17 protein-coding genes are annotated in these 19,472 nt (G+C 66.7%); 10 read left to right on the forward strand and 7 right to left on the reverse strand.

Features of this window, described 5'->3' with window-relative positions:
* The first annotated feature begins 75 nt into the window (after positions 1 to 75).
* Positions 76 to 1,371, forward strand: coding sequence for a putative O-glycosylation ligase, exosortase A system-associated (locus AC07OK_RS06580; RefSeq protein WP_494689664.1), 1,296 nt, complete (start codon positions 76 to 78; stop codon positions 1,369 to 1,371).
* Positions 1,368 to 2,258 (forward strand): polysaccharide deacetylase family protein, encoded by an 891-nt coding sequence (locus AC07OK_RS06585; RefSeq protein ID WP_494689545.1) that lies wholly within the window; start codon positions 1,368 to 1,370, stop codon positions 2,256 to 2,258. Before AC07OK_RS06580 ends, AC07OK_RS06585 begins: the two co-directional genes overlap by 4 nt.
* Here the strand turns inward: AC07OK_RS06585 and AC07OK_RS06590 are convergent.
* Genes AC07OK_RS06590 through AC07OK_RS06600 form a run of 3 tightly spaced genes read right to left on the reverse strand, consistent with a single transcriptional unit; the run spans position 2,235 to position 6,882 of the window.
* Positions 2,235 to 4,067 (reverse strand): asparagine synthetase B family protein, encoded by a 1,833-nt coding sequence (locus tag AC07OK_RS06590; protein ID WP_494689546.1) that lies wholly within the window; start codon positions 4,065 to 4,067, stop codon positions 2,235 to 2,237. The two genes, AC07OK_RS06585 and AC07OK_RS06590, sit on opposite strands and share 24 nt — an antisense overlap.
* Positions 4,064 to 5,305 (reverse strand): pyridoxal-dependent decarboxylase, exosortase A system-associated, encoded by a 1,242-nt coding sequence (locus AC07OK_RS06595; protein ID WP_494689547.1) that lies wholly within the window; start codon positions 5,303 to 5,305, stop codon positions 4,064 to 4,066. The genes AC07OK_RS06590 and AC07OK_RS06595 overlap by 4 nt, the downstream gene beginning before the upstream one ends.
* Positions 5,302 to 6,882: an acyl-CoA ligase (AMP-forming), exosortase A system-associated gene (locus AC07OK_RS06600; protein WP_494689548.1), complete on the reverse strand. Its 1,581-nt coding sequence runs from the start codon at positions 6,880 to 6,882 to the stop codon at positions 5,302 to 5,304. The genes AC07OK_RS06595 and AC07OK_RS06600 overlap by 4 nt, the downstream gene beginning before the upstream one ends.
* Before the next feature lie 157 nt (positions 6,883 to 7,039).
* On the opposite strand from AC07OK_RS06600, the gene AC07OK_RS06605 reads away from it, so the two are divergent.
* Genes AC07OK_RS06605 through AC07OK_RS06630 form a run of 6 tightly spaced genes read left to right on the forward strand, consistent with a single transcriptional unit; the run spans position 7,040 to position 11,489 of the window.
* Positions 7,040 to 7,747 carry a GNAT family N-acetyltransferase gene (locus tag AC07OK_RS06605; RefSeq protein WP_494689549.1) on the forward strand — a complete coding sequence of 236 codons (708 nt, stop codon included), beginning with the start codon at positions 7,040 to 7,042 and terminating at the stop codon, positions 7,745 to 7,747.
* Entirely contained in the window at positions 7,738 to 7,980 is a 243-nt protein-coding gene (locus AC07OK_RS06610) for an acyl carrier protein (RefSeq protein WP_494689550.1), read from the forward strand. Before AC07OK_RS06605 ends, AC07OK_RS06610 begins: the two co-directional genes overlap by 10 nt.
* Complete coding sequence (locus AC07OK_RS06615) at positions 7,977 to 8,783, forward strand: hydrolase 2, exosortase A system-associated (RefSeq protein WP_494689551.1); 807 nt, start codon at positions 7,977 to 7,979, stop codon at positions 8,781 to 8,783. The genes AC07OK_RS06610 and AC07OK_RS06615 overlap by 4 nt, the downstream gene beginning before the upstream one ends.
* A complete protein-coding gene (locus AC07OK_RS06620) occupies positions 8,780 to 9,610 on the forward strand; it encodes a hydrolase 1, exosortase A system-associated (protein WP_494689552.1) in 831 nt (276 codons plus the stop codon). The genes AC07OK_RS06615 and AC07OK_RS06620 overlap by 4 nt, the downstream gene beginning before the upstream one ends.
* Positions 9,604 to 10,845 carry a glycosyltransferase gene (locus AC07OK_RS06625; RefSeq protein ID WP_494689553.1) on the forward strand — a complete coding sequence of 414 codons (1,242 nt, stop codon included), beginning with the start codon at positions 9,604 to 9,606 and terminating at the stop codon, positions 10,843 to 10,845. The genes AC07OK_RS06620 and AC07OK_RS06625 overlap by 7 nt, the downstream gene beginning before the upstream one ends.
* 2 nt (positions 10,846 to 10,847) lie before the next feature.
* Positions 10,848 to 11,489 carry a tetratricopeptide repeat protein gene (locus tag AC07OK_RS06630; protein ID WP_494689554.1) on the forward strand — a complete coding sequence of 214 codons (642 nt, stop codon included), beginning with the start codon at positions 10,848 to 10,850 and terminating at the stop codon, positions 11,487 to 11,489.
* A 3-nt stretch (positions 11,490 to 11,492) separates the two neighbouring features.
* Here AC07OK_RS06630 and prsR read toward each other — a convergent pair whose 3' ends face one another.
* From prsR to AC07OK_RS06645, 3 genes are read right to left on the reverse strand one after another with little or no spacing between them, the layout of a single operon-like run.
* Entirely contained in the window at positions 11,493 to 12,839 is a 1,347-nt protein-coding gene (gene prsR, locus AC07OK_RS06635; protein ID WP_494689555.1) for a PEP-CTERM-box response regulator transcription factor, read from the reverse strand.
* Between the two features lie 16 nt (positions 12,840 to 12,855).
* Positions 12,856 to 14,871 (reverse strand): XrtA/PEP-CTERM system histidine kinase PrsK, encoded by a 2,016-nt coding sequence (prsK, locus tag AC07OK_RS06640; RefSeq protein WP_494689556.1) that lies wholly within the window; start codon positions 14,869 to 14,871, stop codon positions 12,856 to 12,858.
* Positions 14,871 to 16,253 carry a TIGR03013 family XrtA/PEP-CTERM system glycosyltransferase gene (locus AC07OK_RS06645; RefSeq protein ID WP_494689557.1) on the reverse strand — a complete coding sequence of 461 codons (1,383 nt, stop codon included), beginning with the start codon at positions 16,251 to 16,253 and terminating at the stop codon, positions 14,871 to 14,873. Before AC07OK_RS06645 ends, prsK begins: the two co-directional genes overlap by 1 nt.
* Positions 16,254 to 16,437: 184 nt before the next feature.
* Here AC07OK_RS06645 and nadB point away from each other — a divergent pair, with 184 nt between their 5' ends.
* Together nadB and AC07OK_RS06655 are read left to right on the forward strand one after the other, a co-directional pair.
* Positions 16,438 to 18,051, forward strand: a complete 1,614-nt coding sequence (gene nadB / locus AC07OK_RS06650) for an L-aspartate oxidase (RefSeq protein WP_494689558.1) — start codon at positions 16,438 to 16,440, stop codon at positions 18,049 to 18,051.
* 9 nt (positions 18,052 to 18,060) lie between these two features.
* Positions 18,061 to 18,597, forward strand: a complete 537-nt coding sequence (locus AC07OK_RS06655; RefSeq protein WP_494689559.1) for a GNAT family N-acetyltransferase — start codon at positions 18,061 to 18,063, stop codon at positions 18,595 to 18,597.
* A gap of 37 nt (positions 18,598 to 18,634) precedes the next feature.
* On the opposite strand, the gene AC07OK_RS06660 is transcribed toward AC07OK_RS06655, so the two are convergent.
* Entirely contained in the window at positions 18,635 to 19,414 is a 780-nt protein-coding gene (locus AC07OK_RS06660; protein WP_494689560.1) for a PEP-CTERM sorting domain-containing protein, read from the reverse strand.
* Positions 19,415 to 19,472: the final 58 nt, after the last annotated feature.

Consider the following 19,472-nt stretch of genomic DNA (forward strand, 5'->3'; position numbering starts at 1 on the left):
TTACAGAACGTGACAATCCAGTGTAATGACAGGCTCAAATACTTCGTTGAGCCGCATCAACGAGTTCCCTTGCCTATGCGCGACATCCTGATCACCCTTATCGTCTTCGGCAGCCTGCCGCTGATCCTGCGCAATCCCGTCAACGGCGTGTTGATGTGGGTATGGATCAGTGTGATGAATCCGCACACGCAGAGCTGGGGCTTCGCCGCCACGTTTCCCTTCGCCTTCATCGTCGCGGTGGCGACCATGTTCAGCGTCGCCATTTCGCGCATGGCCAAGACCTTGCCGGTCTCGGCCATCACCTTCACCTTGATCGCGCTGATACTGTGGATGAACGTCACCACCCTGTTCGCCATGTTTCCCGCGTTCGCCTATGTGCAATGGAGCAAGGTCATGAAGATCATGCTGATGAGCCTGGTCACCATGATGGTGATACGCCACCGCGACGACATCCAGCGCCTGCTGTGGGTATTGGTGATGTCGCTGGGCTACTATGGCGTCAAGGGCGGCATCTTCACGCTGCGCACCGGCGGCGGCGACCGTGTCTGGGGGCCGGAAGGCACCTTCATCGGCGACAACAATGAAATCGCCCTGGCCCTGATCATGACCATCCCCCTGATGCGCTACCTGCAACTGCGCAGCGAAAAGCGTTGGTTGCGGCATGGCCTGAGCGCGATGATGCTGCTCAGCGCGATGGCCGCGCTGGGCTCGTACTCGCGCGGCGCGCTGCTGGCGATCGCCGCCATGATCATGGTGATGTGGCTCAAGAGCCGCCACAAATTCACCGCCGGCATCCTGATTGCGCTGCTGACGCCGCTGGCCCTGCTCTTCATGCCGGAGCGTTGGAGCGAGCGCATGGACAGCATCGGCGCCTATCAGCAAGACGAGTCGGCGATGGGCCGCATCAATGCCTGGCACATGGCGTGGAACCTGGCCAAGGACCGCTTCTTCGGCGGTGGTTTCGAGATCGCCGAGCCGACCACCTTCTTTCTCTACGCGCCCAATCCGCACGACGTCCATGCCGCCCACAGCATCTATTTCCAGGCGCTGGGCGAGCACGGCTTTGTCGGCCTGGCGCTGTACCTGCTGCTGCTCGGCCTGACCTGGCGTTCGGCGGCCTGGATCGTGCGCCACAGCCGCGACCAGCCGGAGCTGGAATGGGCGCAGCAGCTTGCCACCATGGTGCAAGCCAGCCTGGTCGGCTTCGCGGTCGGCGGCGCCTTCCTCAGCCTGCTGTATTTTGATGTCCCCTATTATTTGATGGGCATCCTGGTCGCCACCCGCGCGCTGGTGGCGGAACGACAGCACGCCGTCCGCCCCAGCGTGCAAGGCGGCCTGGACAACCGCCGGGCGGCGATCGGACAGTCATGAGCCGGCGGCTATCGATCCTGGTCTACCACCGCGTGCTGGCGCAGGCCGATCCCTTGCTGCCGGAGTTGCCGGACGTGCGGCGCTTCGACCGCCACATGGCCATGCTGAAACGTTGTTTTCGTGTGCTGCCCCTGAGCCGCGCCAGCGCACAGCTGCGCCTGGGCACCCTGCCCGCGCGCGCCGCCTGCATCACTTTCGACGACGGCTATGCGGACAACGCCACCCAGGCCTTGCCGGTCTTGCAGCGCCACGGGCTGAGCGCCACCTTCTTCATCGCCAGCGATTACCTGGACGGCGGCCAGATGTGGAACGACGACGTGATAGCCTGCGTGCGCCAGGCCCGGCAGAAGGTACTGCACGCGGGGGCGCCGGGCTGCGAGGCCTTGCAACTGCACACCCTGCGCCACAAACAGCAAGCCATCGAGCAACTGCTGGCGGCGCTCAAATACCTGCCCTGCGCACAGCGCCATGCGCTGGCGCGGCGCCTGGCCCCGGCGCGCCAGGAGCAGCTGATGATGGACTCCCAGCAAGTGCGCGCGCTGCATGCGGCCGGCATGGAAATCGGCGCCCACACCGCCTCCCATCCCATCCTGGCGCGCCAGCAGGATGCAGCGGCCGAGGCCGATATGGCCCGCGGCAAGTCGGCCCTCGAAGAACTGATCCAGGCCCCGGTCACCTTGTTCGCCTATCCCAACGGAAAACCCGGCGTGGACTACGACCAGCGCCATGTCGACCTGGCGCGCAAGCTCGGCTTCGCCGCGGCGGTCAGCACCGAAGCCGGCGCCGCGCACGCCGCCAGCGATCCGCTGCAACTGCCGCGCTACACGCCGTGGGAACCGGAGCGCCTGCGCTTTCTGTTCCGGTTATTTGCCAGCCGGCACGCCTGACTTGGCCAGCCATTGCTCCAGCATCATCAACACCCAGACCATCGTGCCGTGATAGGCGGGGTGTTCGGCAAGCAAGGTATGCATCAGGTGCTCGATGAAGTCCTCGCGGATGATGTGCCGCTTCTTCAGGTCGCTCAGGCTATCCAACACCAGGCTTTGCAAGCCCGCGTCCTGCTGCAGCCAGTGGCCGAAGGGCAAGCCGAATCCGTGTTTCTTCTTGCGCAGGATGGCTGCCGGCAGATAGCCGCGCAACGCGCGCTTGAAGAAGTAGCGCAGCCGCGTGCCGTTCAGCTTGTCCCTGGGCGTCAGCCGCGCGGAAAAAGCCAGCATCTCGTCGCCCAGGAATGGGAAGGCCACATCCACCCCGCCCAGCTCGCAGGCCAGGCGCACCTTGCGCAAATCGTTGTCGGCCAGCGTGTAGCGCAGATCGAGCGTCTGCATGCGATTGATCTGGCTCAGGCCCTTGCTCTGCCAGTAGCACTCGCTCATCTGGTCGCCCGGCGCCCGTTCGTCGATGCTGGCGAGGAAATCGGCGTGCAACACCGCTGCCGGTCCGTAACGGTGCAACAGATTATAGGTTTCCAGCCGGGCAGGCATCGGCACCACCGCCTGCGTGACATAGCTGCGCGCCTTGCGCAGCAACCCCAGGTTCAGCTTGCCGGTCAGGCCGAACAGCAAGGGCTCCAGCGCCACCTGCCGCAATGCCGACGGCAACTGTTCATAGCGCGACAGCACCGCCTGATCGGCATAGCGCTCATTGCCGCCGAACAGTTCATCGCCGCCATCGCCGCCGAGCAAACGGGTCACGCCGTCGGTGCGCGCCAGGTTGGCGCAATAGTAGGCCGGTATCGCCGACGAATTGCCGAAAGGTTGGTCCGATGCGGCGGCTATGCGCGGTATCGCGGCGGCCACATCCCCCGCCGTCACATACAGTTCATGGTGATCGGCGCCGAAATGGCGGGCGGCGATACGCGCATAGCGCATCTCGTCGTAGCCGGCCACGTCGAAGCCGATCGAATACGTCGGTGGCGCGCGACCGCTGACCTTGGCCAGCATGCCGGCCAAGGTCGAGCTGTCGGTGCCGCCGCTGAGGAAGGCACCGGTCCTGGCGCCATCGGCCGAGCGCCGCACCGAACTCTCCAGCGTCGCCAGGAATTGCCGCTTGAGCTCGCCGAATGGGATGGCGGACTGTTCCTGGTACTCTATCTTCCAATAGTCGCCGGTCTCCAGATGGCCGTGCCGGTACTGCACATATTCGCCGGGCTGCAGGCGGCGCTGGCCGCGATACACCGTGCGCGGCGCCGGCACCGTATGAAAATACAGATAGTTGTAGAGCGACTGCGGATCCAGCGTCGCCACCGCATGCGGATGGGCTTGCAATGCGGCGGCCGAGGAAGCGAACAACACGCCTTGCTTCACCTGCTGATAGTGCATGGCGTGCACGCCGCTGCGGTCGATGGCCAACAGCAATTGCCCGCCCGCATCGGCCATCGCGCACAGCGCGAACGGACCGGACAGTGCCGCGCAAGCCTTGGCGCCGTTGATCAGCCACAGCGCGGCAAAGCGCTCCGCGATATTTTCAGCGCAACCGTTCAGCAAGGGCCGGCCCCAGACGGCGACCAGCACGCCGCCGGCGCCATGCAGGCTGACGCTGTCCGCCGCCGCGGCCACGGCCACGCCGCCGCGTGGCGCCGCCACCATGCGGATCGGGCTGTCGTCAAAACGCGCCAGCGGTGACGCCATGCCGGCCAGCGTATGCCGCACGCCGCCGGCGTCGGCCGCGGCCAGATAGCCGCACAGGCCGCTCATACCAGCACCTCCAGCGGCAAGGGATGACTGAGAAAGGCGGTCGGGCTCGCAGTCAGCCCGTAAGCGCCGGACTGGAACACCACCACCAGGTCGCCCACCTCGGCGCGCGGCAATTCCATGCGATCCGCCAACAAATCCAGCGGGGTGCACAAGGGCCCCACCACCGACACCGTCTCCGGCGGCCCGCTGTGCATGCGATTGCCGATCGCGACCGGATAGTTCTTGCGGATCACCTGGCCAAAATTGCCCGATGCCGCCAGATGCTGATGCAGGCCGCCGTCGGTGACCAGAAACGTCTGTCCATGCGAACGCTTGCGCTCCAGCACGCGGCAGACGTAGATCCCGCTCTCGGCCACCAGATAGCGCCCCAGCTCCAGGATCAGCTCGGTATCGGGCGAGCCCTGGCGCAGCATGCCCAGCGACCGCTCCAGTCCCTCGGCCACGGCGTCCAGCGCCAACGCCCGTTCGCCGGGAAAATACGGCACGCCGAAGCCGCCGCCGATGTTCAGCATGCGCATCGGCGCGCGCGCGTGGTCCGCCAGACGCAGGCCGAGCTCCACGCTCAGCCGTTGCGCCTCGCAAATCGCCGCGGCCGACAGATTCTGCGCGCCGCAAAACAGGTGGAAGCCGTGGAAATCCAGCTCCAGCTGCGCCAGCCTGCGCAGCATCGCCGGCACCCGCGCGGCGTCGACGCCGAACGGGCGCGCGCCTCCGCCCATCTTCATGCCGGCCAACTTCAATTCGAAATCCGGATTGACCCGCACCGCCACGCGCGGCGTCATGCCCAGCTCAGCCCCTATCCGCGCCAGCCGCTCCATCTCGCTTTCGGACTCCAGATGCAGCAGCGCGCCGGCCGCCACCGCGCAGCGCAATTCCGCGTCGCGCTTGCCCGGCCCGGCAAAGCTGATGCGCCCGGCGGCCATGCCGGCGTCCAGCGCGACCTTCAGCTCGCCACCTGAGGCGACGTCGAAGCCATCCACCAAGCCCGCCATCATCTGCACCAGCGCCGGCATCGGGTTGGCCTTCAGGGCATAGTGCAGCTGCACCCCCTTGGGCAGCGCGTGCCGCAGCAAGCCGACACGGGTCGCGATGTGGGTCCGCTCGTAAGCGTAGAAGGGGGTGGCTCCCACCCGTTCCGCCAGGCGCGTCAGCGGCATGCCACCGATCTGAAGCACGTCATCCCGGGTCGGAAACTGCTTGGGTTCGGCATGGCGCGGCAGCCCGTCCGGCGCCGTCACGACTCGCCTCGCGGACTGGCCAGCTGCTCGGCCAACAGCTTGCGGTCGATCTTGCCGTTCGGATTGCGCGGCAAGGGCACGCCGCGCACGTCGATCGCGGCCGGCACCATATAGGCCGGCAAGGCCTGGCGGCAGGCCGCCAGCAAGGCCGCGCCGTCGATGGCGCCCTGCGGCAAGGCGGCCGCGACCAGGGTGATCGATTGTCCCAGGGTGGCGTGCGGCACGCCTATGGCGGCGGCCTCGGCCACCATGCCGGTGGCGTACACCACCTCCTCGACTTCGGTCGGACTGACCCGATAGCCCGAGGTCTTGATCATATCGTCGCTGCGACCGATGAAGTACAAATAGCCTTCGTCGTCGCAGCGCACGGTGTCGCCGGACCACACCGCCATCTCGGGAACGGGCAATCCGCCCAGCCGGTCCGGCAGCGGACGGAAGCGTTCGGCGGTGCGCTGCGCATCATTCCAGTAGCCCATCGCCACCAGCGCGCCGCGGTGCACCAGCTCGCCCGGTTCGTTGGGGGCGCAGGCCGAACCGTCGCCGCGCAACACCATGATTTCCGCATTCGGGATCGCCTTGCCGATCGAATCCGGCCGGCGGTCCAGCTGCTCGGGCGCCAGGAAGGTCGAACGGAACGCCTCGGTCAGGCCGTACATCAGATAGATCTGCGTGTACGGCAAGGCCTTGCGCAGGGTTGCCAGCGTATGGCGCTGCATGGCGCCGCCGGAATTGGTGATGTAGCGCAGCCGCTGCGCATGGCGCCAGTCCAGGTCCGCCAGCTGCATCCACAGCGGCGGGACGGCGGCCAGGCCGGTGATGCGCTCGCGTTGCACGGCGTCGAGTATGTCCCGCTGCAACAGGTGGTTCAGCAGCACCGCGCAGGCGCCCACGGCAAACGCCGTGGTCAGCTGGCTCAGGCCGTAATCAAAGCTCAGCGGCAGCACGCACAGGATGCGGTCCTCCGGCGTATTGACCAGATAGGAGGACACGCTCAGCGCGCCGGCCACCAGATTGCGGTGCGACAGCACCACGCCCTTGGGCCGGCCGGTGCTGCCCGAGGTGTACAGGATGGCGGCGACGTCGCTGTCGATGCAGGCATGCAGCGCGGTCTGCGGCGCCTCGCGCATGCATTCGCGCCAGGACAGCAGTTGCACGCCGTCCGGCAGCGTCAACGTCTCCATCGAACCGATCACCACCACCTTGCGCAAGCCCGGGCAAGCGGCCAGCGCCGCCGCCAGCTGGCCGTAGCGCTCGCGCGTGGTGACCAGGATGCGCACGTCGCAGTCGCCCAGGATGTGCGCCACCTGGTCCGGCTTCAACACCGGATTGACCGGCACAAACACCGCGCCGGCAGCCGCCGCGCCAAACATGGCCACCACCGCTTCCTCGCGCTTTTCCATGTACACCGCCAGCCGCTCGCTGCGCCCCAGTCCGTGATGGACCCAGGCGGCTGCGGCCAGCTGCACCATCTGCGCCAGCGCGACGTAATTCAGCCCGACACCCTGGTACGACAGCGCCTGGCGCCGCGGTTCGCGCTGCGCCGTCTGAAAGATGAGTTCGTGAACTAGCTGCGTCATAGCGATATCCCATAGATAGACTGCCCTCTATGATTGAGACAAATCGCCATCGACTCCTTGATGTTGCTCAAGCATGCAGCCCGCTTGTGCTGGCGCAAACCCGCCGCCTTGTGTGCGGGGTCTAATCTGTATTCCGCTCTTCACTTATCCCGCCGCGATGACTACTGGCCTGCGTCACACCTACCTGCAACTGGGCTGGCTGAATGCCATGCTGTACTGGATCGCCCAATTGCTGGACGCGGCCAGCGCCGGCACGTGGGCGCTGTACCGCTACCATTTTGTGGCCCAGTACGTGGGCGACACACCGCTGTGCGGCACGCGCGGACAGGACATCGACATCCACGAACATGCGGCCGCCGACCGCACGCCGGCCGACTATCCGCGTCCCGAACACGTGGTCAGGCAACGCCATGCACAAGGCGCGCTCAGCCTGACCGCGTGGCGCAAGGGCCGGCTGGCGGGCTTTCTTTGGCTGATACCCGACGCCTATCTGGAAGATGAAGTGCGCGTCCGCTACCGGCTCGCCAGCTCGCGCGCGTCCTGGGATTTCGACGTCTGGATCCGGCCGGAGGAACGCCTGGGCTGGGTCTTTCCCCGCCTGTGGGAAGCGGCGCGCCGCCACTTGCGCCAGCGCGGCATACGCTGGACCTGCAGCCGCATCTCCGCCTTCAATCCGGCGTCGCTGCGCGCCCATGCCCGCATCGGCGTGGTGCGCATGGGCAGCGCCATTTTTCTGCGCTGCGGCCGCTGGCAATGGATGTGGGCCAGCCAGGCGCCATTCCTGCACTTGTCGCGCCACGCGGGCAACTGTCCACAATTACTGTTCGATACCAGTGCCTTACCCGAGGAGCCGCCATGCCGATAATAGATCAAGTCTGCCAGACCCTGCGCGCCACGCTGGGCCTGGCAAAAATGCAGCTCAATCCAGACACCTACTTGCTGGGCAGCCTGCCCGAACTCGATTCGATGGCGGTCGTCAACCTCATCGTGGCCTTGGAGCAGCAGTTCGGCATCATCGTCGACGACGATGAAATCAATGCCCGCCATTTCCACACGGTCGGCACGCTCGCGGCATTCGTGCAGGGCAAGCTGGCGTGAACGGCTACCCACAACGCAGCCACGCGCTGCCCTTCTTTCTCAAGGCCGACGCAGGCGACCGCTTCTGCCTGTACTACCCGCCACACCCGGCAGCGCAGGTGCGCGGCTCGCTGCTGTACGTCCATCCCTTCGCCGAAGAACTGAACAAGAGTCGGCGCATGGCCGCGCTCCAGGCGCGCGCTTATGCCAGCGCCGGCTATGGCGTGCTGCAACTGGATCTGTACGGCTGCGGCGACAGCAGCGGCGATTTCTCGGATGCGCGCTGGGATATCTGGCTGGCCGACCTGGCGCTGGGCTGGCAATGGTTGGCCGAGCATGCCCCCGGCCCCGCCTACCTGTGGGGCCTGCGCCTGGGCGCCCTGCTGGCCTTGCAGTTCGCCGAGCGCGCCCGGCCGGCGCCGGCCGGCCTGGTGCTGTGGCAGGCGGTGGTCAGCGGACGGCCGCACCTGCACCAGTTCATGCGGCTGCAAAACGCGGCCAGACTATTCGGCGCCGGCCAGCCGGCCGGCTCGGACGAATTCGCCGGCTACACGCTGGACGCCGAACTGTGCGACGCCATCCGGAACGCCGAGGCCGGCGGCCGTCCCGTGTGTCCGGTGCAATGGCTGGAACTGGCCGCGCCGACCCAGCCGGTCGCGCTGCAGCCGGCATCGGCCTTGCTGCTGGAGCGCTGGGAAGGCGCCGGCGCCCACGTCGATGCCTTTGCGCTGGCGGGAGCGCCGTTCTGGTCCACCCCCGAGATCGCCGAAGTGCCCGCGCTGATCAGCGCGACACTGGCCGCCATGCCGGCGGGGCCGGCATGAACTGGCAACGCCTGGCCTTGCATTTCCTCTGCCAGGACTGCGCCCTGGTCGGCATCCTGCACCTGCCGGAGCGGCCGCAAGCACGCGGCGTACTGATCGTCACCGGCGGGCCGCAATACCGCATCGGCAGCCACCGGCACTTCGTCTTGCTGGCCCAGGAGCTGGCCGCCTCCGGCATCCCCGTCATGCGCTTCGACTACCGCGGCATGGGCGACAGCGAAGGCGAGCCGCGCCACTTCGAACAACTGGACGACGACCTGGACGCCGCGATCGCCGAGTTCTTCAACCAGCTGCCGGCCATGCGGGAGCTGGTGTTGTGGGGCTTGTGCGACGGCGCCACCGCAGCCGCCCGCCACGCCGCGCGCGATCCCCGCGTGACCGGGCTGGTGATGCTCAATCCCTGGGTGCGTACCGAACAAGGCAAGGCGCGCGCCACGCTCAGGCATTACTACGTGCAGCGCCTGCTGGACCGCGACTTCTGGCTCAAGCTCAAGGGCGGCGCCGTGCATCTGAAACGCAGCTTGCGCTCCTTCATCGCACTGGCTGCCGCGGCCAGGCAGGCGCCCACCACGGACGCCCCCCTGCCGCAGCGGCTCTACCGCGCGCTGCACCAATTCCACGGCCGCACGCTGATCGTGCTCAGCGGCGCCGACCTGGGGGCGCGCGAATTCTCGGCGCTGTACGACCATCAGACGCACTGGCGCCGGCTGCTCGACGGTCCACGGGTCCGCCTGGTCCACGTGCCGCAGGCCAACCACACCTTTTCCAGCAAGATCTGGCGCGCCAACGTCGCCAGCGCCTGCGCCGACTGGTTGGCGTCATGGTGAAGCGCGTCTTGATGATCGCCTATCACTACCCGCCGCTGAGCGGAGGCAGCGGCATCCACCGCACGCTGGCGTTCAGCCGGCACCTGCCGGAATTCGGCTGGCAGCCGACGGTGCTGACGGTCCACCCGCGCGCCTACGAAGAGATCGGCGCCGCCCAGACCAGCGACGACCCGCCGGTGCACCGCAGCTTCGCGCTCGATAGTTCCCGCCATCTCGCGCTGCGCGGGCGCTATCCGGATTTTCTGGCCCAGCCGGACCGCTGGATTTCCTGGTGGCTGGGCGCGGTGCCGGCCGGCCTGGGCCTGATCCGCAAGCATCGCCCGGACGCCATCTGGTCCAGCTATCCCATCGCCACGGCGCACTTGATCGCGCTCAGCCTGCACCGCCTGACCGGCCTGCCGTGGATCGCCGACCAGCGCGACCCGATGGTCGATCGCGACTACCCGCCCGATCCGCGCCGCCGCCGCATCCACGCCTGGATCGAGCGCCAGGCGATGCGGCGGGCGTCCGCCGTGGTCTGCACCACCCCCGGCGCCCTGAACGGGCTGGGCTTGCGCCATCCGCAAGCCGACGCCCGGCGCCTGGCCTTGATCGAGAACGGCTACGACGAGGCCAGCTTCCGCATCGCCGAAGCGGCGGCACCGACGCCGGCTCCGCGCGGCCCCTTCCGGCTGCTGCACAGCGGCGTCATCTATCCATCCGAGCGCGACCCGGGGCCCTTGTTTGCGGCGCTGGCCAGGCTGGCGGCCGAGCGCCGCCTGGCGCCGGAAAACTTTCGCCTGCTGCTGCGCGCCAGCGCGCACGACGACCACCTGCGCGCGCTGATGCAGCACTATCCCGGCGCGGCCGGGCTGGTCGAACTGGCGCCGCCGCAGCCCTACCACGCCGCGCTGGCGGAGATGCTGGACGCCGACGGCTTGCTGCTGCTCCAGGCCGCCAACTGCAACAGCCAGATCCCGGCCAAGCTGTACGAATACCTGCGCGCCCGCCGCCCCGTGCTGGCCCTGACCGACGCCGCCGGCGACACGGCGGCCGCGCTGCGCGCCGCCGGCATCGACACCATCGGCCAGCTCGACAACGCAGACAGCATCGCCGCCGCCCTGCTGCGTTTCCTGCATCTGTGCCAAACACAGCAAGCACCGCTGGCCGCGCGCGCCGTCATCGAAGGCCACTCGCGCAGCGCCCGCACCGGCCAGCTGGCCACGCTGCTGGACCACGCCGCCCACAAGGAGTAGCAATGAAACCACACGCCTACCTGGCCATTCCGCTGCTGCTCGCCGTCGCAGGCGGCAGCGCCGCGCCCCGCCCCGCCGTCGGCGAGGACTGCGGCACCTACGTCCGCCACGATCCCGGCGGCGACTACACCAACCCCACCGACCGCGAAGGCTTGAGCGTGGTCGAGCATTACCATTTCACGCCCGAGGTGGAGCGGCTGGTGCGCGGCTCTTCCGGCTCGCTGGGCAGCGACATCGGCTACACCCTGGATCATTTTCCCAACCACCACCGGGCGCTGGCGGCGATGAGCAAACTGGCGCTGCGCGACAAGACCCCCAAACCCTACGGCGCCCACTATTCGATCGGCTGCTACTTCGACCGCGCGCTGCGCTTCCGGCCGGACGACGCCCGGGTCCACGCCCTGTTCGGCGGCTACCTGCTGGGCTTGGGACAGTCCGACGCCGCGCTGGAGCAGCTGAAGGAAGCCGTCCGGCTGGAGCCGGGCAACGCCACCACGCACTACAATCTCGGCCTGCTCTACCTCAAGCGCAAGGACTACCAACAGGCGCTCGCCAGCGCCCACCTGGCCTATGGCCTGGGCTTCCCGCTGCCGGGCCTGAAAAACCAGTTGAGCGCCGCCGGCCAATGGCGCGAGGCCGAATAGCCGCTACTTCAGGCCGTGGTGGTTCATCAGGTCGTACAAGGTCGGCCGGCTGACTCCCAGCAACTCGGCGGCCTTGACGATGTTGCCGTCGACCCGCGCCAGCGCCTGCACCATCACCTTGTACTCGGCCGCGTCGCGCGCCTGCCGCAGGTTGACGCTGGCTTCGGCTGCCGCGCTGTCGGGCAAGCCCAGGTCCAGCGCTGTAATTTGCGGTCCGTCGGCCATGATGACGGCCCGCCGTATGCAGTTCTCCATCTCGCGCACATTGCCCGGCCAGGCATAGGCCTCGATCGCCGCCAAGGCCTCGGGGCTGAAATGCAGGGCCGAGCGCGACTCGCTGGCGCAGCACTTGTTCTTGAAATGGTGGGCCAGCAAGGCGCTGTCGCCGACGCGCTCGCGCAAGGGCGGTATCGACAGCACGATCTCGCTGAGCCGGTAGAACAGATCTTCGCGAAACCGTCCGCTTTCGGCCAGTGCCTTGAGGTTCTGATGGGTGGCGCAGACGATGCGCACATCGATGCTGATCTCGCTGCGTCCGCCCACCCGTTCGATCACGCGCTCTTGCAGGAAACGCAGCAGCTTGGCCTGCAAGGACATCGCCATGTCGCCGATCTCGTCGAGGAAAAAGGTGCCGCCGTGCGCCAGCTCCAGCTTGCCCAGCGTCTGCCGCTGGGCGCCGGTGAACGCGCCTTTTTCGTAGCCGAACAATTCACTCTCCAGCAGCTGTTCGGGTATGGCGGCGCAATTGATGGCGACAAAGCGCTTGTCGTGCCGCGAACTCAGACGATGCAAGCCGCGCGCGATCAACTCCTTGCCGCTGCCCGAATCGCCCAACAGCATCACCGTGGCCGACGACGGCGCCACCCGTTCCACGCTGCGGCACACCTTGAGCATGCCGGGATCGCGGCTGATGATGCCGGCCAGCGGCGAGTCCGACTGGATTTGCAGCATGCGGCGGTTTTCCTGCTGCATCGCGTGCAGATAGAAGGCCCGCGCCACCACCAGCGACAGCGTGTCCGCGTCGAGCGGCTTCTGGTGGAAATCATACGCCCCCATGGCGATGGCTTTCAGCGCATGCTCGCGGGCCTGGTTGCCGGACAGGATGATGACCTTGGTATCCGGCGCCGCCGCCAGCATCTGTTGCAGCAAGGCCAGCCCTTCGCGCGCGCCGTCCGGGTCGGGCGGCAGGCCCAGGTCCATGGTGACCACCGCCGGCTGGTGCCGGCGCAGTTGCGCCATCGCCGACTCGCGGTCATCCGCCAGCACCACCTCGTAGGCGTCCAGGCTCCAGCGCAGCTGCTTCTGCAGGCCCGCATCGTCTTCCACCACCAGCAATTTACTTTTTCCCATGTCACTCCTCTCGGCCTCAGGCCGCCGCCGCGTCCGCATGCAAGGGCAAGATCAGGCGGAACGTGGTGCCGCGCGACGGCACGCTGCTCACCTCCAGGCGGCCGCCGATCTCACGCGCATACTCGCGGCTCTCGAACACGCCTATGCCCATGCCGGCGCGCTTGGTTGATTCAAACGGCCGGAACAGCCGCTCGCGGATGAATTGTTCGCTCATGCCGTGACCGGTGTCGCTGAGCTCGATCACGGCGGCGGCCTCGCCGCGCAGCAGGCGCATGGCCACGCGGCCGTTGCGCGGCGTCGCTTCCACCGCGTTCAGGATCAGGTGGCCGATCACCCGTTCCAGGCGCTGGCGGTTGGCCAGCACCACCAACCCGTCGGCGCACAGCTCCAGCGCCGGCCGTGGTTCCAGTTGCGCGTAGCCACGCATCAGCTGTTCCAGCAACGCTTCCAGCTGCAGGGGCGCGGCTTGCTCGGCCACCTCGTCGCGGCGCAGCTTGAGCAGCAGCGACTTCATCTTGCTCAAGGAATGGGCCAGCGTCTCCAGCATATCTTCCTGGAACGCCGGATTGGCCTTGTGCCGCTGCGCATTCACCAGCAGCAGCGACAGCTGCGACACCAGGTTCTTCAGGTCGTGCACGACAAAGGTCGACATGCGGTTGAACGATTCGAACTGCCGCGCCACCGCCAGGCTGTTGGCCGATTCCTGATGCGCCAGGTAACTGGCGGCCTGCCGGCCAGCTATTTTGAGTACATCGCAGACCTCCCAGTTCAACAGCAGCCTGGCGCGCGGCGGCGCCAGGCAGATGTAGCCGTACAGGCTGCGTTCCAGCATCAACGGCACCACCAGCCGCAGCGCGTCGGTGTCGACCAGCCAGGAAGGCAGCGCCGGCAGGCCGTAACGTTGCGGATAGTCGCGCCACTCGGCAATATCGATGACCCAGCCGCGCGCCGCCAGAAACGTGCACAACTCGCCGTCGGCCGCTTCCACCGCCGCCGGCAGCGGCATATTCCAGCGCGCCACGGCGTGGAAGTCGGCGCCGTCGCGGCGCAGCCACAGCAGGCCCGCAGGGCTCTCGACCAGTTCCGCCACCGCCTGGATCGCCCGCTGCGACAGCGCCGCGCTGTCCTCGGCCAGCGCGTGGGTAAGGCGCTGCCATTCCTGCCGGTAGTCGTAGCGCCCCTGATAAAAGTGCTTGCTGATGAATACTTTCAGCCGCGAGCGGACCGTGCCGGAAAACAGCACGCCCGACAGCAACAGCGCCGCCCCGAACAGGCAGGCGAGTTGCATCAAGGTGCCCCACACGCCGCCGATGTAGCGCAGGTACCAGGCGCTGGCCGCCATCGCCATCAGGTAGAGCGCCGAGCCCAGCAGCGCCGCCGAGCCGAACATGATCTGGCGCGACAGCGACAAGCCAGCGGTCCACACCGGGTTGCGCGCCACCGCCAGGGCCAGCAAGGGAACGCTCAGTGCGTTGACGGCGCCGCGCGCGGCCCAGATCTCCTGGTTGACACGATGAAACAGCAGCGCTTCGCTGTACAGGTAGAAGTCGTAGGCGAACAGGGCGCCCGCGCCCAGGCAGGCAAACTTGATGCCCCAGCGCGAGGACGGTGGCGTGCCCCGGTACAGATGCTCGACCAGCAACATGCCCAACACCGCCAGCCCCAGGCGGATGGCGATCGCCGCCAGCGCCAACCCATCGGCCGCCGCCAGCCACGCCAGCAGCGCCAGCACGCCTACCGCAGCCAGCCAGCCGCGCCGCCGCGCGCCGCCGCTGGACAATACCAACAGCAGCGCCAGCCAGGCGGCGGTGCGCAGCGCTTCCAGTCCATCCATCGCCGCCAGCAGGCCGGCACGCCAGGCCGAGCCGGCGGCCGCCAGCGCCGCCCACGAGGCCGTGGCCACGCATGCCGCCCCGAAAGCGCCCGCATGGCCGCGCTGGCGCCAACCGTCGCGCAGCAGCAGGGCCGCCAGCAGCGCGAACGCCAGCGCCGCCAGGCCGTAGCTGAAGCCGGCCACCAGCTCCCAGGACATCAACGCCCGCCTTTGCCGAACAGCACCACCTGCACCGTGTCGATCAGGATCAGCAAATCGAGGAACAGGCTGTTATTTTTCACATAATACAAATCGTATTGCAGCTTGCGCAGCGCGTCCTCGACCGAGGCGCCGTAGCTGTAGCGCACCTGCGCCAAGCCGGTGATGCCGGGCTTGATGCTGTGCCGCACGTTATAGTAGGCGATCTCGCCGCACAGCTGCTCGACGAAATAGGCCCGTTCCGGGCGCGGTCCGACAAAACTCATCTCGCCCTTGAACACGTTCAACATCTGCGGCAGCTCATCGATGCGCAGCTTGCGTATCCAGTGGCCGACCATGGTCACGCGTGGATCGTTCAGCACCGCCCACTTGGGCTTGCCGTCCTGCTCGGCATCCAGCCGCATGCTGCGGAACTTCAGCACCTTGAACAGGCGGTTGTCGCGCCCCACCCGTTCCTGCTGATAAAACACCGGTCCACCATCCTCGAGACGGATCGCCAGCGCCGTCAGCAACATCACCGGCAGGGCCGCCAGGCAGATCGCGCCGCTGGCCACCAGGTCGAACGCGCGCTTGACCGCCGCCCGCAGCAGACTCTGGTCGAAGCCGCCGCCGAATATCAGATAGCTCGGTTGCAGGGAGTCGACCCGGATCTGGCAAGCCTCGCGCTCGAAGAAAGTGGCGGCGTCGGTCACCGGCACGCCGCCCAGCGCGCACTCCAGCAGTTGCCGAACCGGAAACGCGCCATTGCGGCGGTCGCCGACCGACACCACGATCTCGTCGGCCGCATAGCGCCGCGCCAGCGACAGCAGCGACAGGTCGGCCGGCAGCAGCAGCGAGGCCGGCACGCAGGACACTTCCCCTGCCACCGGCACGAAGCCCACCACCTTGAACGCATGGAAGCCGACGCTGCTGGCGCCCAGCTCCAGGCACTCGCGCGCGGTGGCGCCGTCGCCGATGACGATCAGGCGCTGCTCCAGCATGCTCGACTGCGCGGAGGTGAACACCACCAGCCGCGCCAGCAGCACCGCCGCCCCGCCCAGCACGAACACCACGCTGCCGACCCGGCCGAACTGCGCGCCCGGCAGCATGTTCGACAGCAAAGTCATCAGGCCGAAGCCCAGCACGAACGACGGCAGGATGCGCAGCAAGGTGCTCTTGATGTCTTCCCTGGATTGATTGTGCTGGTACATGCCCAGCGTGCCCATGCTCAGCACCATGACCAGCGCGAACGCCAGCGCCGGCAGGTACAGCTGGTCGCCGCCATGCCGTCCCTTGAGCCACAGCGGCGCGCTGGCCACGGCGGCCGTCAACAGTACCAACAACTCCAGCAACAACAGCATGAAGGCTATTTTGGACACATAGTGGTGGAATATCCTGATCACGATCCGCTCCCCGACACCAAACGGCGGTGTAACTCCGATCATCGCCAACAGCCGACACTTGCACCTTGAGCGGCCACAATTGGCTGCTCGGTTGCGGCTTAAAAAACCCGAAAATCAGCCGGATATGACGCGTTCATGACAAATGGTCTATAGTCATGGTTCTCTACCGCATCCAAACGTAATCATGAAATTTGATGTTGCAATTGTCGGCAGCGGATTGGCCGGCCTGTCGGTCGCCCTCCACCTGGCCGAAACGCGCACAGTCGCGATCATTTCCAAACGTGCGCTGAAGGACGGCGCCAGCAACTGGGCCCAGGGCGGCATTGCCGCCGTGCTCGATTCCGGCGACAGCCACACCCAGCACATCGACGACACCCTGGTCGCCGGCGGCGGCCTGTGCGACGAGAGCGCCACGCGCTACATCGTCGAGCACGGCCGCGAGGCGATCGAATGGCTGATCGAGCAAGGCGTGCCCTTCACCAGGGACGACACGGCCGAACTGGGCTTCCACCTGACCCGCGAAGGCGGCCACAGCCAGCGCCGCATCATCCACGCGGCCGACGCCACCGGCCATGCGGTGCAGGTCACGCTGGAGGAAAAAGTCCGCGCCCATCCGAACATCACGCTGTTCGAGCACCATTGCGCGATCGACCTGATCACCTCGGACAAGCTGCACCCGCTGAAAAAAGCCAACGCCCAGCCCAAGTGCTACGGCCTGTACGTGCAGGACGAGAAGACCGGCCAGGTGCTGACCTTCGCCGCCGAGCACACGGTGATGGCCACCGGCGGCGCCGGCAAGGTCTATCTGTACACCACCAATCCCGACACCGCCAGCGGCGACGGCATCGCCATGGCCTGGCGCGCCGGCTGCCGCGTGTCGAACATGGAGTTCATCCAGTTCCACCCGACCTGTTTGTACCACCCCTACGCCAAGTCCTTCCTGATCACCGAGGCGATCCGCGGCGAAGGCGGCCTGCTCAAGCTGCCGCCGGAAGCCGGCGCCGCCGCCGGCAACCGCTTCATGCTGGCCCACGACGAACGCGCCGAACTGGCGCCGCGCGACGTGGTGGCGCGCGCCATCGACTTCGAGATCAAGAAACGCGGCCTCGACTATGTGCACCTGGACATCAGCCACAAACCGGCCGAATTCCTGATCGAGCACTTCCCGACCATCTACGCGCGCTGCCTGGAACTGGGCATCGACATCACCAAACAGCCGATCCCGATCGTGCCGGCCGCGCACTACACCTGCGGCGGGGTGGTCACCGACCTGCACGGCCGTACCGACCTGCCCGGCCTGTACGCGGTGGGCGAAACCGCCTGCACCGGCCTGCACGGCGCCAACCGCCTGGCCAGCAATTCCTTGCTGGAATGCGTGGTCATCGGCCGCGCCTGCGCCACCGACATCGCGGCCAAGGAAAAAGGCGAAGTGCCCTACCTGCCGGACTGGGACGAAAGCCGCGTCACCGACGCCGACGAGGAAGTGGTCATCTCCCACAATTGGGATGAACTGCGCCGCTTCATGTGGAATTATGTCGGCATCGTGCGCACCACCAAGCGCCTGGAACGGGCCCAGCACCGGATCGCGCTGCTGAAGGAAGAAATCGACGAGTACTACCGCAACTTCCGCATCACGCACGACTTGCTGGAACTGCGCAACCTGGTCGACGTGGCCAACCTGATCGTCAACAGCGCCCTGCAGCGGCACGAAAGCCGCGGCCTGCACTTCAGCCGCGACTACCCGGAGACGCTGCCGAAAGCGCTGCCGAGCATCCTGACGCCGGCGCGCCGCAAGTAAGGGGCGGGCGTGATCACCGTGCGCGCAGCCCTGGCGGCCGACATCCCCGCGATGGAAGCGCTGATCGCCCGCTCCGGCATAGCGCTGAGCGACGGCTTCTACAGCCCGGAGCAGGCTGTGGCGATCACCCGCCACGTGTTCGGCGTCGATACGCAACTGGTCGCCGATCAAACTTATTTTTTGATTGAAAAGCATGGGGAGCTGGTGGCCTGCGGCGGCTGGAGCAAGCGCAGCACGCTGTTCGGCGCCGACCGCACCAAGCAAGGCGCCGATCCGCTGCTCGATCCGGCCACGCAAGCGGCGCGCATCCGCGCCTTCTTCGTCGAGCCGTCGGCGGCCCGCCAGGGCTTGGGCCGGCTGCTGCTGAGCCATTGCACCGAGGCGGCGGCCGCCGCCGGTTTCCGCACGCTGGAGCTGGCCGCCACCATGCCGGGCGTGCCGCTGTACCTGGCCTGCGGCTTTGCAATGGTGGAGCGGTTTGAGATTACGCTGCCGGGCGACATCAAGGTGGCGCTGGCAAAAATGAGCAAGCGTCTCGACGCCTAGCGCCGGCCGGCATCAGCCGCCGGCGCCACACTCTGGCTTAAGCCGATTTCTTGCGGCGAGCCATATAGCCCAGCAAGGCCAGGCCAGCCAGCATCATGCCGTAGGTGGTAGGTTCAGGTACTGGCGTGGTCGAACCGAAACCGTCCAGGTAGGCATAGCCAGTATGGCCGGTAGGCTCGCAATCGGAAGCCAGCAGCGACAGCGTGAAGCTATGGCCGGACAGCGACTGGTCTATGGCCAGCTGCTCAACCTGCCAGTATGGCGTGTAGAACAGATTCCCGTTGGAAGCGAAACGGCTATCGACGCCGGAACCATCGAAGCCGGCATTGTAGCTGCGGCTGATCAGCAATGTGCCCGTGGTGTCGTCGGTCAGGGTCAGCTTCATCAGCGCCGACTGATATTCCGGGTGGCCACCGTTTTCCAACACGGCTTTCCAGGCGAAATAGATATTCGCATCGCTATAGTTGTTGACTCTCTGGCTAATGACGGTCGCATAGCCGCCATTGCTCGTGTCTTCGGCACGATACGCATGGCTGCCGCTGTACACGGTCGAACCCAACAGCGCACCCAGTTTAGGATCGACATAATTGGTATCGATCACGGTGCCACGGTTGCCGTTGTCCGAGTTCAAGCTGCCACCAGGCAGGAATTGCGAAGGAAGCATGGTGGGGTTGTCGATGTTGCCGCGATAGCCACCGCCGGTCGTCCAGCCAGTCGTGGTGCCGGTCTCGAAGTTGCCATTGACAAAACCATCCGCATGCGCCAGGCCCGTCAGACCCAGCATCGCCACCACACCTGCCAAAAATTGCACTTTCATCTACCTACTCCTTTAATTAATCATGTAAAAATAACAAGGCATATTATATTGTATTTAA

The sequence above is a fragment of the Duganella sp. GW821-FHT07G03 genome (assembly GCF_059418605.1).

Excerpts from the sequence above, each read along its gene's own strand:
- AC07OK_RS06580 (WP_494689664.1), top strand. The coding sequence starts at position 76 with ATGCGCGACATCCTGATCACCCTTATCGTCTTCGGCAGCCTGCCGCTG.
- AC07OK_RS06585 (WP_494689545.1), top strand. The coding sequence starts at position 1,368 with ATGAGCCGGCGGCTATCGATCCTGGTCTACCACCGCGTGCTGGCGCAG.
- AC07OK_RS06590 (WP_494689546.1), bottom strand. The coding sequence starts at position 4,067 with ATGAGCGGCCTGTGCGGCTATCTGGCCGCGGCCGACGCCGGCGGCGTG.
- AC07OK_RS06600 (WP_494689548.1), bottom strand. The coding sequence starts at position 6,882 with ATGACGCAGCTAGTTCACGAACTCATCTTTCAGACGGCGCAGCGCGAA.
- AC07OK_RS06605 (WP_494689549.1), top strand. The coding sequence starts at position 7,040 with ATGACTACTGGCCTGCGTCACACCTACCTGCAACTGGGCTGGCTGAAT.
- AC07OK_RS06610 (WP_494689550.1), top strand. The coding sequence starts at position 7,738 with ATGCCGATAATAGATCAAGTCTGCCAGACCCTGCGCGCCACGCTGGGC.
- AC07OK_RS06620 (WP_494689552.1), top strand. The coding sequence starts at position 8,780 with ATGAACTGGCAACGCCTGGCCTTGCATTTCCTCTGCCAGGACTGCGCC.
- AC07OK_RS06625 (WP_494689553.1), top strand. The coding sequence starts at position 9,604 with ATGGTGAAGCGCGTCTTGATGATCGCCTATCACTACCCGCCGCTGAGC.
- AC07OK_RS06630 (WP_494689554.1), top strand. The coding sequence starts at position 10,848 with ATGAAACCACACGCCTACCTGGCCATTCCGCTGCTGCTCGCCGTCGCA.
- prsR (WP_494689555.1), bottom strand. The coding sequence starts at position 12,839 with ATGGGAAAAAGTAAATTGCTGGTGGTGGAAGACGATGCGGGCCTGCAG.
- prsK (WP_494689556.1), bottom strand. The coding sequence starts at position 14,871 with ATGTCCTGGGAGCTGGTGGCCGGCTTCAGCTACGGCCTGGCGGCGCTG.
- nadB (WP_494689558.1), top strand. The coding sequence starts at position 16,438 with ATGAAATTTGATGTTGCAATTGTCGGCAGCGGATTGGCCGGCCTGTCG.
- AC07OK_RS06660 (WP_494689560.1), bottom strand. The coding sequence starts at position 19,414 with ATGAAAGTGCAATTTTTGGCAGGTGTGGTGGCGATGCTGGGTCTGACG.